This window comes from Paractinoplanes abujensis (assembly GCF_014204895.1).
Taxonomy (GTDB): Bacteria; Actinomycetota; Actinomycetes; order Mycobacteriales; family Micromonosporaceae; genus Actinoplanes; species Actinoplanes abujensis.
Genome location: NZ_JACHMF010000001.1, coordinates 7,311,405 through 7,323,851, shown reverse-complemented (window position 1 = coordinate 7,323,851; position 12,447 = coordinate 7,311,405). Strand labels below are relative to the sequence as shown.

The following is a 12,447-nucleotide window of genomic DNA, read 5'->3' as shown; positions in this document are numbered from 1 at the left end:
CACCTGAGGACACCCGGACCACTACCAAGGGGAAATCAGGACTCTCCGCCGGGACGGCGATAGCGGTAACCGAATCCACGAACGGATTCGATGGGCGAATCGTCGGGGTCGGACCAGCCGAGCTTGCGGCGCAGGCGCAGCACGGCGAACTTGACGCGCTCCTGGCCGATGCCGGTCGGGTCGTCCCAGGCCTGGGTCAGCAGCTGGTTCGGGCTGAGCACCGCCCCGGCGTGCCGGACCAGCGCGTTGAGCAGCCGGAACTCCGTGGGCGTGAGGCGCTTCTCGTCGCCCTTGACGTAGACCCGGCGTTTGGTCGGGTCGAGGTGCACCAAGCCGTCGTCGTAGACCTGGCTGGCCCAGCTGTTCTGCCCGCTCGACGAGCGCCGCAGCAGCGCCTCCACGCGGGCCAGCAACTCGTTGTTGGCGAACGGCTTGGTCAGGTAGTCGTCGGCCCCGCCGCGCAGCCCGCGGACCTTCTCGGCCTCCTGTCCGTGCGCGGTCAGCACCAGCACCGGCACGTCCGAGACGTCGCGCAGGCGTTCGAGCACCTGCCACCCGTCCATCTCGGGCAGGCCCACGTCGAGCACCACCAGGTCGGGGTGCTCCGCGTAGGCCTCCTTGAGACCCGTACGGCCGTCGCCGGCGTGCGCCACCTCGTAACCCGCACGGCTGAACAACAGACGCAGGGCGAGTGCGATGTCCGGATCGTCCTCGACGACGAGTAGGCGACTCATCCTGTGCTCACCATGCCCCACCCCTCGGTCGTGCTCAGGTCCGGACACGACCGCCCGCCCGTACGCCGGCCGGCGCCCGGTGGAGGGTCGATGTCGTGTGTTCTGCTCCGGCCACAGCCGGTGGCGGAATCAACCGCGCAAAGCCACGATAGCGTGATGTCACGGTCTATTTACGGACAGTCACAGATTCGCGGGCCAACCGCCCATTTCCCAAGATCACTAATCCCCTCAGACTGACACGTTCTCCGCCCGCATTTCCGGTTTCCGGCAAAGATGGGACGTACCGCCCGATAACGGATCCGATATCCCTAGGTGGGCGACGTCGCCCAGGGAGAGGAGCTGTGCCGTGCTGCGACAATTCGTCCTGCTGATCACCGGGCCGGTGATCGGGCTCGCCGTGGCCGGCCCGGCGCTGGCCGGTGTGCCGACGCCACCCGCACCACCGGCGGCCACGACCACGACTGCCGTCGCCACTCCCACGGTCGTCGCCCCGCGCACCCTGATGTCCCAGGTCGTCACGATGACCAACCGGCAGCGCTGGGCCAACGGATGCCGCCGCCTGCTCACCGTCGACCGGGAACTGGTCGTGGCCTCGGTGCGGCAGAGCCTCTACATGGCCCGCACCGGCCTGTTCAGCCACGTCTGGCGAGACGGCACGACCTTCGTGCGGCGGTCCCACCTGGCCGGATACGAGCAGCCCTCGGGCGAGAACATCGCCTGGGGCTACCGCACGGCGGCCGAGGTGATCGAGGCCTGGATGGCCAGCCCGCGGCACCGCGCCAACATGCTCAACTGCGGCGCCAAGTCGATCGGCACCGGCGTCGTCTACGCGGCCAACGGGGTGCCTTATTACACCCAGGTGTTCGGCTGGGACTGACGCTCAGAGCGCACAGTTGATCAGCACGGGTTCCGGGTGCAGCTCGACGCCGAAGCGCTCGCGCACGCCGTCGCGCACCGTGCGGGCCAGCCGGAGCAGGGCCTCGGTGGTGCCTGTGCCCCGGTTGGTCAGCGCCAGGGTGTGCTTGGTGGAGATCGCCACGCCGTCGCCCGCGAAGCCCTTCCCGAAGCCGGCCCGCTCGATCAGCCAGGCCGCCGGGATCTTCACCGTGCCGTCCTCGCCCGGCCAGTGCGGGGCGTCCAAGCCGAGCGCGGCCCACTCGTCGGCGCCGACCACCGGGTTGGTGAAGAACGAGCCGACCGACCACGTGTCGCGGTCGTCCGCGTCGAGCACCATGCCCTTCTGCTCGCGCAGCTTGCGCACGGTGTCGCGGGCCTGCTGCAGCGGGACCCGATCACCGGCCTCGACACCGAGGTGGCGGGCCAGCTCGGCGTAGCGGATCGGGGCCGACTCGGCCGAGCGGGCCAGCCGGAAGTCGACCTCCACCACCACGTACCGGTCGCTGTGCTTGAAGACGCTGGCGCGATAGGCGAAGCCGCACTCGGCCGGGGGCATCACCCGCAGCGTCCGGGTCTCGCGGTCGTAGGCGTGGACCGCCACGATCGTGTGAGCGACCTCCTGCCCGTACGCCCCCACGTTCTGGATCGGGGTGGCGCCCGCCGAGCCCGGGATCCCGCTCAGGCACTCGATGCCCGACAGGCCCTGCTCCACCGTGTACGCCACCAGGTCGTCCCAGGGTTCGCCCGCGGCCACCCGCAGCACGACGCTGTCCGCGTGCTCCTCGACGACCCGGACGCCGCGGGTGCGCAGCAGCAGGACCGTGCCGTCGAAGCCCTCGTCGCCGATCACGACGTTGCTGCCGCCCGCCAGAACCAGCAGCGGCCGCCCATCTTCCGTGGCATTACGCACGGTAGCAACCACTTGGTCCGTTTCGGTGGCGACCGTCAAGGTGCCGGCTGGGCCGCCGAGGCGTAGCGTCGTGTACGCCGACAGGACGGTTTGCGGAGCGGCGGTAACGTCAGGCACGGCAACCACCCTAGGCTCAACGGTTCGGGCACCTCATCGGCGGTCCGGTGAAGCGGGAGAGAATCGCGATGAACAGGCTGCACGCGACAAAGGACTTCTGGCTCGCGGCGCTGCGGGCCGACAGCCCCGCGCTGCAGGACGCGGTCGCCCAGGCCGGCCCCGAGGCGGCCGTCCCCGGCTGCCCCGACTGGACGGTCGCCGACCTGGTCGAGCACCTGACGTCCGAGCTGCATTGGGTCCGTGAGATCGCGGCGCGCGGTGTCACCGAGCGCCCCGACCCGCCGCAGGTGCCACCCCGCCCCGAGTGGGAGACCGCGCTGGACGGGCTGCGCCGCGAGCTGACCGGCACGATCGAGACGCTCGAGGCCCTCGACGCCGACTTCGCCGCCTGGAACTGGGCGCCGCAGGCCAAGAAGGCGTCGTTCTGGCAGCGCCGCATGGCTCACGAGATCTCGGTGCACCGCTGGGACGCCGAGTCCGCGGCCGAGCGCCCAACCCCGATCGAGACCAAGCTGGCCGCCGACGGAGTGAGCGAGGTGCTCGACACCTGGCTGCCCGCCGGCCGCCGAAAGGGCCCGACCGACCTGCACGGCGTGGTCCACCTGATCGCCAACGACGCCGGTTACGAGTGGTTCGTGCGGCTGCGCGGGGCCGGGGTGGCCCTGCTCGACACGGGCACGATTCTCGACTCCGACGACCACCACGCCCGCGCACAGGCCACCGGCACGGCGAGCGATCTGCTGCTGATGCTGATGGGCCGGTTGCGCACGGACCGCCTGGTCGTGACCGGGGACCCGCGCCTGATTTCCGCGCTCCGCACCGGCTGATTCCCCCCGGCGGACTGGCAAGCGAGCTTACATTCGACTTACCGGTATGGCGGCGAAAGTTTCCGACCCTATTATTAACCGGTTAAGTTGAGTCTCGCACAAGGAAGCGGGGAACGCATGACGGCCACCGTCACGCCCACCACGTCGGCGCAGCCGGCCCTCGCCGCGATCACCTTCCCCGACGACTTCATCTGGGGCGCCGCGACGGCGTCGTACCAGATTGAGGGCGCGGCGCAGGAGGACGGTCGCGGCCCCTCGATCTGGGACACCTTCAGCCGTACGCCGGGACGCGTCTACAACGGGCACACCGGCGACGTCGCCTGCGACCACTACCACCGGTATGCCGACGACGTGGCGCTGATGGCCGACCTGGGCCTGGCGTCGTACCGGTTCTCAGTCGCCTGGCCGCGGATCCAGCCCGACGGCACCGGCCCGGTCAACGTCAAGGGTCTGGACTTCTACGACCGGCTCACCGACGAACTGCTCGGCAAGGGCATCGACCCGGTCGTCACGCTCTACCACTGGGATCTGCCGCAGACCCTGGAGGACCTCGGCGGCTGGGCCAACCGGCTCACCGCGGAGGCCTTCGCCGAGTACGCGCAGATCGTCCACGCCCGCCTGGGCGACCGGGTCAAGACCTGGACCACGCTGAACGAGCCGTGGTGCTCGGCCTACCTGGGCTACGGCAGCGGCGTGCACGCGCCCGGCAAGCAGGACCCGGCCGCCGTCTTCGCCGCGGTGCACCACCTGCTGCTCGGCCACGGCCTGGCGGCCCGCGCGCTGCGCTCGGCCGGCGCCCAGAGCATCAGCATCACGCTCAACCCGAACGTCGCCCTGCCGGTCGACCCGTCCAGCGCCGCCGACCTCGAGGCGGTCCGGATCATCGACGGGCTGTCCAACCGGCTGTTCCTCGACCCGCTGTTCAAGGGTCAGTACCCGGCCGACATGCTCGAGCACATGTCCCGGTTCACCGACCTGGCGTACATCGCCGACGGTGACCTGGCCACGATCAACGCGCCGATCGACGTACTGGGCATCAACTTCTACCAGCCCGCGTACGTCTCGGCCCGGCCCGGCGCCCCGTCGGCGCTCGACCAGCCCGGCAGCGAGGGCATCGCCTGGCACGCGCCCGACGGCCCGGTCACCGACATGAACTGGCGGATCGAGCCGTCCGCGCTGACCGGCCTGCTGGAGCGGATCCACAAGGACTACCCCGGCGTCCCGCTGATGATCACCGAAAACGGCGCGGCGTACCCCGAGGGCCCGTCCGCCGACGGCGAGGTGCACGACGCCCGCCGCGTCGACTATCTCGACGGCCACCTGCGCGCCTGCCATGATGCCCTGGCGGCCGGCGTCGATCTGCGTGGTTACTTCGTCTGGTCGCTCATGGACAATTTCGAGTGGGCCGAGGGGTATCGCAAGCGGTTCGGTGTCGTGCACGTCGACTACACGACGCAGCAGCGCACGCTGAAGGACAGCGCGAAGTGGTACCGGGAGGTGATCCGGCGCAACGGCATCGCCGCGCCGGGCAACTGACGAGGGGTGAGACTTTGGTGACGCGGGCGCGGCCGACCCTGGAAGCAGTGGCGCGCCGCGCCGGGGTGTCCCGGGCGACCGTCTCCCGCGTCGTCAACGGCTCGACCTCGGTGGCCGCCTCGATCCGGGAGGCGGTCACCCGGGCCGTCGACGAGCTGGGCTACGTGCCCAACCAGGCTGCCCGCAGCCTCGTCACCCAGCGCACCGAGTCGATCGCGCTGATCCTGCCCGAGACGGCCAACCGGGTGTTCTCGGACGACCTGTTCTTTCCCGCGATCATCCGCGGCGTCGGCGTCGAGCTGGAGGCGGCCGACAAGCAGCTGGTGCTGATGATGGCCGGTTCTCCGAAGAGCCACGTCCGGGTCGAGCGGTACGCCGTGGCCGGTCACGTCGACGGCGTCATGTTCGCCTCGATGCACGGCGCCGACCCGCTCCCCGGCACCCTGGCCCGCCTCGGCATCCCTGTCATCTGCAGCGGCCGTCCCATCGGCGGTCCCACGGTGCCCTATGTGGACGTGGATCACTTCGGCGGGGTCGCCGCGGGCGTACGGCATCTGGTCGCGGGCGGCCGCCGCCGGATCGCCACCATCGCCGGGCCGCAGGACATGGTGGCCGGCATCGACCGGCTGGCGGGCTACCGGGCCACGCTCGACGAGGCCGGCCTGCCCCAGCACGTGCGGTTCGGCGACTTCACCCGCGAGTCCGGCATCAGCGCGATGCGCTCGCTGCTGGCCGCCGACCCGGCGCTCGACGCGGTGTTCGTGGCCAGCGACATGATGGCGCACGGAGCGTTGATCGCCCTGAGGGAGGCCGGTCGCCGCGTCCCGGCCGACGTCGCGGTGATCGGCTTCGACGACTTCGAGATAAGCCGTTACAGCGATCCGCCGCTGACCACCGTGCGCCAGCCGATCGCCGACATGGGCCGCACGATGGCCCGCCAGCTGCTCGGCCTGATCAACGGCGACCCCGGCCGGCCCGACGCCGTGGTGTTACCGACGGAGCTGGTGGTCCGCGACTCCGCCTGACACGGGCGCCTTGACGGTGTGCCCCAGCGACTGCCGGGCCAGCAGCGTGGCGCCCGCGATCGCGGCCGGCATCAGCAGGATCGCGCCCAGCGGGATCAGGAAACAGCAGAAGACGGCCACGCCGAACCCGAGCGCCAGCGGCCGGTGCTGCCCGAGCACGACCCGCCGGTGCCGCAACCGCTGCCCGCGCCGCTGGAACGGCACACCGGTGAGTTCGAGGGCCAGCAGCCACCCGCCGAACGCCCCGCCGAGCACCGGGATCACGGTCTGGCCCACCACCGGCAGGAAACCCAGCGCGAACAGCGGGATTCCGATCAGGACGGACAACCCGATCAGCCGCAGCGAGTCGGCCAGGCTGCGCCGCAGCGACGGCCAGAACCCCACCTCGACCTCGTCGGGAACCCCGCCGAACCGGTCCTCGACCAGCTCGGAGATGCGCTCGTAGAACGGGTCGCCGATCAACAGGGTGACCGCCGTGAAGGTCAGCACGCCCAGCAGCACCGACACCCCGAGCAGGGCGAGGCCCCCGAGCACCTGCATGAGGTCACGCAGCCACTCGGCCCAGTCGTCGGCGAACCACGTGACGGCCCGGCTCAACTCGGGCAGATAGTCGAGCAGGAAGAACAGCGCGGTGGCGTAGAGCGCCCCGGAGATGAGCGCCGGCACCAGCCCGAGCGCCAGCAGCTTCGGACTGCGCAAGACGATCCCGAGCCCACGCCCGAGCAGCCCGGCCCCGATCGCGAACTGCTTGACCGCGCTCAGGGGCCGGCCGTTTTCCGCATTCACGCCAGAAGAGTAGAGCAGCCGGCACAGTCCCGCCGGGACGGTCAGGGGCTGGTGGACTCGGGATCCGACGACGACGAGGAGGGATCCGTGGACGGCGGCTCCCAGCTCGGCGGGCCGGTGATCTCGGTGGGCGTGGGGACGGGCGGCAGGGTCAGCGGCGGAAGGTCCTCCGACGTGCTGACCGACGGCGTGGGGGACGGCGTGGACACCGGGACGACCGTCGTCGGTGTCGGGGACGACGACGGGGCGGCCGTGGTGGGGACGGGGGCACCGGCGGGGGCCGTGGGGCCGGCCGGCCGGTGGGGCTGGGCCGTGTAGCGGACGGCCACCGGCTCCCGTTGCGGGGAGGTGGGGGCGGTTCCGAGCGCGCCCTCACCGCCAGGGGCGCCCACTGCAGCGGGGCGTACGGGCGGGGTGGCGAGGGTCCAGCCGACGGTGACCGCGACCGGCAGGCCGATTGCCACTAGTCCGACAAAGACTGATTTGGGGGAAAGCCGCACGTTCTAGACAACGTGCCGAGAGCCGAGAAAGGTTACGGCTCGGGCCGAAGAACGGGCTTGATCAATACCCTGTCGCACCGGTATTGTCCGCTGGCTCCCCTCTGTCGGGACGGGGAGGCAGATCAACGGGGGATCCATGAAACTCGTTTACCGCCGCGCCCTACCTGCCCTTTTTGCCGCGTCCCTGGCCGTGGGCATCGCCTCGCCCGCGCTCGCGGCCGGCGAGCCGCCGACGGGCACGTACGCGCTGAACACGAACGCTGTCTGGGCTGGCCAGTCGGTGACGCTCACGCAGAGCGCCCTGGCCGACGACGACACGGAGCCCGCGAACATCAGCCGCGTCATCAGCTGGGGTGACGGCACCGCCGCGCAGACCGCCGAGGCCGGTTCGACGAGTTGGACGCACAAGTACGCCACCACCGGCAGCTTCACCGTGAGCGTCACGCTTAACGACGGCACCGTCGCGGGCACCGGCACGCTCGCGTCGGCCACGGTCGCGGTGACCGCGCCGGAGGGCACGCTGGGCTGGCAGAAGAACCCGATCTACACCAACACGTACATCGGCTCCGACAATCTTCCCCACGACTACAGCGTCGAGGGGGTCTTCACCCCGACCGGTCTGCCGGCCGACACCGACGAGGCGTGGGTGAACTGGCCCGACAACGAGTTCACGCTGCTGCGCAAGGGCGCCACGGCCCCAACGGCGCCGCACTACTTCACCAAGGGCTCCTTCGCGCCGAAGGTGCAGCTCAAGAACAAGTTCGGCGAAGCCACCGAGCGCGCCGCGACGCCGCTCAACGTCGTCTACGACAAGACGGCACCCAAGGTCGCTGTGAAGTATCCGGCCAGCCCGAGCAAGGCGAGCTCGTGGACGACCGTCCGGGGCACGGCGAGCGACGCGCACGCCGGCGTGGACTATGTGAGCACGCTGGTCCTCAAGTGGACCGACGCCAAGGGCATGTACATCTACAACTTCCAGACGAAGTCGTGGCTGCGCTACACCGGGCAGGAGCTCGACACCCTTCCGGACGGCATCGAGGACAGGGCGAAGGTGGCCGCGAACGGCACCTGGGCCACGAAGCCGGTGGCCGGGTTGTCGAAGGGCTGGCACCTGGAGATCTGGCCCGTCGCCATCGACAAGGTCGCCAACTGGAGCAACCCCAAGTACTACGTCCCGGTCTGGCTCGCGAGCTGACCTAGGAATTCAGAAACTCCGAGATGCGCGTTCGCAGCTCGGCCCGGTTGTTCCACAGGACCGCCGGCCTGTCGTAGACGTGCAGGTCGGCCCCGGGCAGCAGCCCGGCCAGCCGTTCGGCCCAGGCCGCCGGATGCACCTCGTCGCCCAGGCAGCCCAGCACCAGCGCCCGCCCGCGGAAGGCCCGCAGCAACGACTCGTCGGGCACCGCGGGCTCGTGCCACAGGGTGGTCAGCTCGGAGGCCAGCCCGTCCCGCTGCAACTGCTCGACCCGCTGGCGCAGGTGGCTCCACCCGGCCGGCGTGTTGCGCACCGAGGGCGGCAGTTCCGCTTCGACGGCCGCCGCGATCGACGCCGCCTCCCCCGACTCGACCGCGGCCAGCAGCCGTTCCACACGGGCCTCGGCGGCCGCGGGCCGGGTGCCGTCGAGCGGCGCGGGCAGATAGAAGACGACCCGCTCGAACCGGTCGGGCGTGTCGCCGATCAGCCGGGACAGGGCGCCCGCGCCCATGCTGACGCCGAGCGCCCGGGTCGCGCCGGTCAGGTCGGCCACGCCGCGCAGGTCGTCGGCCAGGTCGGCGAAACTCCAGGGCCCTACCGGAGCGTCGGAGCGGCCATGCCCGCGGAAGTGGAAGAACACTCGGCGGCCGGTGACCGCGCTGCCCAGCGGGCGGGTGCCGGAGATGTCGCCGCCCAGCCCGTGCGCGAAGACGGTGACGGGCTCACCGACACCGGTGATCAACTGCTCCAGCCGTACGCCGGAAGGGGTGGGAAGGATCTCGGTCGGCGGGCCCGGGAGGGTCGGACGACCCGAGCGCGGCCCGGTCGGGTCAGCCCGGTGCAGGCGGGGCCCGCCGTCGGGTGGCGGCGGCCCGAAGCGCCTCACCAGAAGCCTTTGCCGTCCGACAGGTCCTTGAGGCCGGGACGGACGTCGAGCAGGTAGATCAGCGCGGCGGCGATGCCGATCAGGCCGAAGATGCCGATCGCGCTCTGCAGCAGCAGGGTCAGCACGATGCAGATGGCGAGGATCGCCGCCCACGCACCCTTGGGCAGAGTGCCGATGGCCTGGAATCCGTCGCCCTTCTGGGTCAGGCAGTGGATCAGCGCGACCGCCTGAACGACCAGCGAAAGGATGAGGACGAGCAGGTTGAGGTAGCCGACGACGGCGGCGTAGAAGATCGGCGCGGAGGAGGCCATGAGGGAAAGTCTATGCCGCGGGGCCCAGCCGATGCCGGGCCCTGCTGATCATGTCGTGCCGGGGTGTCACTTGGCCGCGGCGCGCTTGCGGGGCTTGGGGGTCGCGGCGGGCTTCTCGGCGGCTTCGATGGCCACCGGCTCCTCGGTCTTCTCGATGTCGGAGTTCACCACGTCGGCGGCCTCGACGACGCCGGTGCCGACGACGCGCTCGCCCCGGGCCACCAGCGCGGTGTACGCCGCGACGGCGCGGTCCTCGACGATCTGGGCGAACGAGGTGGCGACGCTGGCCGCGTTGCCCCGGAGCGCCTCGAAGTCGGTGGTGGAGGCCTTGTCGCGCAGCTCGGCGGCCTTGGTGCCGGCCTGCTCGTTGTAGGTGCGGAGCGAGGCGGCGGCGCGCTCGCTGAGGTCGTTGATCACGGCGGGCAGCTTGCGCAGCTGCTCGACGGCGATGTCACCGGCGCCGGCGGCGGCGTAGAGCGGGGCCGGGAAACGGGTCTTGGTCTGCTCGGTCATTTCTGCTCCTCGGGAGTCGGAGTGGTCGCTTCGGCGGAGTCCTGCTTGGTGCGCGCGTTCTCGTTGCGGAACGTCTCGTAGATCTGGGTCAGCGACTGCTTCTGCGCGATCGTCAGCTCGGGATCGGCGGCGATCGCGGCCAGCACGCCTTGCTGGCCCTCGCTGTCGAGCAGTCCGGCCCGCAGATACATCGCGGGCGTCGACACCCGCAGCGCGCTGGCGATCTGCTGCAGCACCTCGGCACTGGGCTTGCGCAGGCCACGTTCGATCTGGCTGAGATACGGGTTGCTCACGCCCGCCTTGTCGGCGAGCTGGCGCAGCGAGATCTTCGCGGTCTGCCGGAGGTCACGGATGAAACCGCCGATGTCCTCGGGCAGATCCTTGGGTGTGGCCATGCATTCGACGGTAGCCCCGAGTGCTAGCTGTTGCAAGCAAAACGCTAACTCCAGCTAGCGTGAGCCGAGTCACCGCACCGGCCGCACCCGGCCCACCGGCTCTCCCCCGCCCAGGATCAACTCCTCCATCACCGGCGCCTGGACACCGAGTTTGTCCAGCTCGTCGAGGAGTACGGGGGTGCGCGCCCGCATTCCCCCGTCGTCGACCTTGATGGCGATCGCCCCCGCCCCGGGCACGGCCACAGCCACCACGCCCTCGGCACCGCCCTTGGCCAGCAGGCCCGGCACGGCCGCCATGAGCACGGTGTCGTCCGCCCCGGTGCCCGCCACCAACTCGGGACGGGCCCGCATCTCGTCGGCCACCCGGCGCTCGTGGCTGCCCGGCTCGGCCGAGACCAGCCGCTCGAACGCGCGCGCGAGGCCGGTCAGCGACAGCGCGAGCACCGGCGCGCCGCAGCCGTCCACCCCCACGGCGGCGATGTTCTCGCCGGCCAGGTCGGCCACCGCGCGGGCGATCGCCACCTGCAGGGGATGCGCGGGGTCAAGATACGACTCGAGCGGCCAGTCGTTGGCCACGCAGGTCGCGAGCATGCCGGCGTGTTTGCCCGAGCAGTTCATCAGCACCCGCTCGGGGCCGCCGCCCGCGCGCAGCCAGTCGTCCCGGGCGTCCTCGGCCAGCGGCAGCGACGCCGGGCAGCGCAGGGCGCCGGCGTCCAGGCCGGCCGCCGTGAGGATCTCCGAGACCCGGCGCACGTGGAACGGCTCGCCGAAGTGGCTGCCGCTGATCAGGGCCAGGTCGGCGCCGTCGCGCGGCACGAAACCGGCCCGGAGCATGCCGACCGTCTGCAGCGGCTTGTTCGACGAGCGCGGGAAGATCGGCGTGGTCACGTCGCCGCGGCTGCCCGCGCTGGAGAAGACCGAGCCGTGGTGGACGCTTTCGACGAAGCCCGAGCGCAGGACCTGAGCGATGATCATCGGGCCGGGATACCCAGCAGCTCGCGGGTCTCACGCGCGGTCAGCGGCGGCCGCTGGGCCAGCTGCGCGAAGCCGACGGCCCGGGCCACCAGCTGCATGTTCGACTCGACCGGGCGGCCCTTGGCGTACGTGATCGTGTCCTCCAGGCCGACCCGCAGATGCCCACCCGCGCTCAGCGAGGCCAGCATGACCGGAATCGTCGAGCGCCCGATGCCGGTGGCCGAGAACGTGGTGCCCTCGGGCAGATCACGCAGGGCCTGCTCGCATGCGACCAGCGCGGCGGCCGTGCCCGGCATGCCACCCGGCACCCCCATCACCAGGTCGACGTGCACGTGACCGCCGAAGGGCAACCCGTGGCGGCTCAGCAGCCGCTGCAGCGACGCCAGCTGGCCCAGGTCGAAGATCTCGTACTCGGGCACGATGCCGCGCTCCTGCATGCGGGCGTGCAGGTCGACGATGAACTCCCAGCGGTTCAGGAACACACCGTCACCGAAGTTGACCGTGCCCATGGTGCAGGAGGCCATCTCGGGCCCGGCATCGAGCACGGCCAGCCGGTCGGACTCGGGGTCGGTGACCGCGCCGCCCGAGGAGAGCTGCACGATCAGGCCGGTCGACTCGCGCAGGGCGGTCACGGTGGCGCGCAGCCGGCCCTGGTCGAGGGTCGGCGCGGCCTCGGCGTCGCGGATGTGCACGTGGATGATGGCAGCGCCCAGCGCTTCGCACTCCTTGGCGGTGGCCACGAGTTCGTCGAGCGTGACGGGCAGCGCGGGCACATCGGCCTTGCTGCTTTCGGCGCCGGTCGGAGCAACGGTGATCACGGTCCCGGTCATAGACGTGACC

At 71.0% G+C, this 12,447-nt stretch carries 14 protein-coding genes and 1 pseudogene; 5 read left to right on the top strand and 10 right to left on the bottom strand.

All coding sequences use genetic code 11. The annotated features are described in order from the left end of the window. Nucleotides 1-35 precede the first annotated feature (35 nt). Nucleotides 36-734 (bottom strand): response regulator transcription factor, encoded by a 699-nt coding sequence (locus BKA14_RS33530; protein ID WP_184954773.1) that lies wholly within the window; start codon nt 732-734, stop codon nt 36-38. 346 nt (nt 735-1,080) lie between these two features. Here BKA14_RS33530 and BKA14_RS33525 point away from each other — a divergent pair, with 346 nt between their 5' ends. Further along, nucleotides 1,081-1,611 carry a CAP domain-containing protein gene (locus BKA14_RS33525; RefSeq protein WP_239092599.1) on the top strand — a complete coding sequence of 177 codons (531 nt, stop codon included), beginning with the start codon at nt 1,081-1,083 and terminating at the stop codon, nt 1,609-1,611. Nucleotides 1,612-1,614: 3 nt separating this feature from the next. On the opposite strand, the gene BKA14_RS33520 is transcribed toward BKA14_RS33525, so the two are convergent. Beyond that, on the bottom strand, nt 1,615-2,658 hold the full coding sequence (locus BKA14_RS33520; protein WP_438861922.1) for a UDP-N-acetylmuramate dehydrogenase: 1,044 nt from the start codon (nt 2,656-2,658) through the stop codon (nt 1,615-1,617). 68 nt (nt 2,659-2,726) lie between these two features. Here BKA14_RS33520 and BKA14_RS33515 point away from each other — a divergent pair, with 68 nt between their 5' ends. The 3 genes from BKA14_RS33515 (at nt 2,727) to BKA14_RS33505 (ending at nt 6,046) form a co-directional block, all read left to right on the top strand. Then, nucleotides 2,727-3,485 carry a maleylpyruvate isomerase family mycothiol-dependent enzyme gene (locus BKA14_RS33515; protein WP_184954771.1) on the top strand — a complete coding sequence of 253 codons (759 nt, stop codon included), beginning with the start codon at nt 2,727-2,729 and terminating at the stop codon, nt 3,483-3,485. 117 nt (nt 3,486-3,602) lie between these two features. Continuing rightward, nucleotides 3,603-5,021, top strand: coding sequence for a GH1 family beta-glucosidase (locus BKA14_RS33510; protein ID WP_184954770.1), 1,419 nt, complete (start codon nt 3,603-3,605; stop codon nt 5,019-5,021). A 14-nt stretch (nt 5,022-5,035) separates the two neighbouring features. Next, the gene (locus tag BKA14_RS33505; RefSeq protein ID WP_184954769.1) at nt 5,036-6,046 is read left to right on the top strand and encodes a LacI family DNA-binding transcriptional regulator; all 1,011 of its coding nucleotides are present in this window, start codon (nt 5,036-5,038) and stop codon (nt 6,044-6,046) included. Here BKA14_RS33505 and BKA14_RS33500 read toward each other — a convergent pair. Continuing rightward, a complete protein-coding gene (locus BKA14_RS33500; protein WP_239092600.1) occupies nt 6,011-6,832 on the bottom strand; it encodes an EI24 domain-containing protein in 822 nt (273 codons plus the stop codon). The two genes, BKA14_RS33505 and BKA14_RS33500, sit on opposite strands and share 36 nt — an antisense overlap. Before the next feature lie 41 nt (nt 6,833-6,873). Then, nucleotides 6,874-7,296 carry a hypothetical protein gene (locus BKA14_RS33495; RefSeq protein ID WP_184954768.1) on the bottom strand — a complete coding sequence of 141 codons (423 nt, stop codon included), beginning with the start codon at nt 7,294-7,296 and terminating at the stop codon, nt 6,874-6,876. Between the two features lie 172 nt (nt 7,297-7,468). Between BKA14_RS33495 and BKA14_RS33490 the strand changes: the two genes are divergently transcribed. Beyond that, on the top strand, nt 7,469-8,527 hold the full coding sequence (locus BKA14_RS33490; protein ID WP_184954767.1) for a PKD domain-containing protein: 1,059 nt from the start codon (nt 7,469-7,471) through the stop codon (nt 8,525-8,527). A 1-nt stretch (nt 8,528) separates the two neighbouring features. Here the strand turns inward: BKA14_RS33490 and BKA14_RS33485 are convergent, their stop codons facing one another. The 6 genes and pseudogenes from BKA14_RS33485 to BKA14_RS33460 all read right to left on the bottom strand — a co-directional run bounded on the left by BKA14_RS33485 (nt 8,529) and on the right by BKA14_RS33460 (nt 12,437). Beyond that, the gene (locus tag BKA14_RS33485) at nt 8,529-9,413 is read right to left on the bottom strand and encodes an alpha/beta fold hydrolase (RefSeq protein WP_184954766.1); all 885 of its coding nucleotides are present in this window, start codon (nt 9,411-9,413) and stop codon (nt 8,529-8,531) included. Further along, nucleotides 9,410-9,724 (bottom strand): DUF2516 family protein, encoded by a 315-nt coding sequence (locus tag BKA14_RS33480; protein WP_184954765.1) that lies wholly within the window; start codon nt 9,722-9,724, stop codon nt 9,410-9,412. The genes BKA14_RS33485 and BKA14_RS33480 overlap by 4 nt, the downstream gene beginning before the upstream one ends. Before the next feature lie 66 nt (nt 9,725-9,790). Continuing rightward, the gene (locus BKA14_RS33475; protein WP_184954764.1) at nt 9,791-10,237 is read right to left on the bottom strand and encodes a hypothetical protein; all 447 of its coding nucleotides are present in this window, start codon (nt 10,235-10,237) and stop codon (nt 9,791-9,793) included. Between the two features lie 20 nt (nt 10,238-10,257). After that, nucleotides 10,258-10,632 (bottom strand): annotated as a pseudogene (locus BKA14_RS33470) (helix-turn-helix domain-containing protein); the annotation flags it as partial. A gap of 69 nt (nt 10,633-10,701) precedes the next feature. After that, nucleotides 10,702-11,607 carry an asparaginase gene (locus BKA14_RS33465; RefSeq protein ID WP_184954762.1) on the bottom strand — a complete coding sequence of 302 codons (906 nt, stop codon included), beginning with the start codon at nt 11,605-11,607 and terminating at the stop codon, nt 10,702-10,704. Next, nucleotides 11,604-12,437 (bottom strand): beta-keto acid cleavage family enzyme, encoded by an 834-nt coding sequence (locus BKA14_RS33460; RefSeq protein ID WP_184954761.1) that lies wholly within the window; start codon nt 12,435-12,437, stop codon nt 11,604-11,606. The genes BKA14_RS33465 and BKA14_RS33460 overlap by 4 nt, the downstream gene beginning before the upstream one ends. Nucleotides 12,438-12,447: the final 10 nt, after the last annotated feature.

Bases quoted from the DNA above. Each gene is read 5' to 3' on its own strand.
- BKA14_RS33530 (WP_184954773.1), bottom strand. From the start codon at position 734: ATGAGTCGCCTACTCGTCGTCGAGGACGATCCGGACATCGCACTCGCC.
- BKA14_RS33515 (WP_184954771.1), top strand. From the start codon at position 2,727: ATGAACAGGCTGCACGCGACAAAGGACTTCTGGCTCGCGGCGCTGCGG.
- BKA14_RS33510 (WP_184954770.1), top strand. From the start codon at position 3,603: ATGACGGCCACCGTCACGCCCACCACGTCGGCGCAGCCGGCCCTCGCC.
- BKA14_RS33490 (WP_184954767.1), top strand. From the start codon at position 7,469: ATGAAACTCGTTTACCGCCGCGCCCTACCTGCCCTTTTTGCCGCGTCC.
- BKA14_RS33480 (WP_184954765.1), bottom strand. From the start codon at position 9,724: ATGGCCTCCTCCGCGCCGATCTTCTACGCCGCCGTCGTCGGCTACCTC.
- BKA14_RS33475 (WP_184954764.1), bottom strand. From the start codon at position 10,237: ATGACCGAGCAGACCAAGACCCGTTTCCCGGCCCCGCTCTACGCCGCC.
- BKA14_RS33465 (WP_184954762.1), bottom strand. From the start codon at position 11,607: ATGATCATCGCTCAGGTCCTGCGCTCGGGCTTCGTCGAAAGCGTCCAC.
- BKA14_RS33460 (WP_184954761.1), bottom strand. From the start codon at position 12,437: ATGACCGGGACCGTGATCACCGTTGCTCCGACCGGCGCCGAAAGCAGC.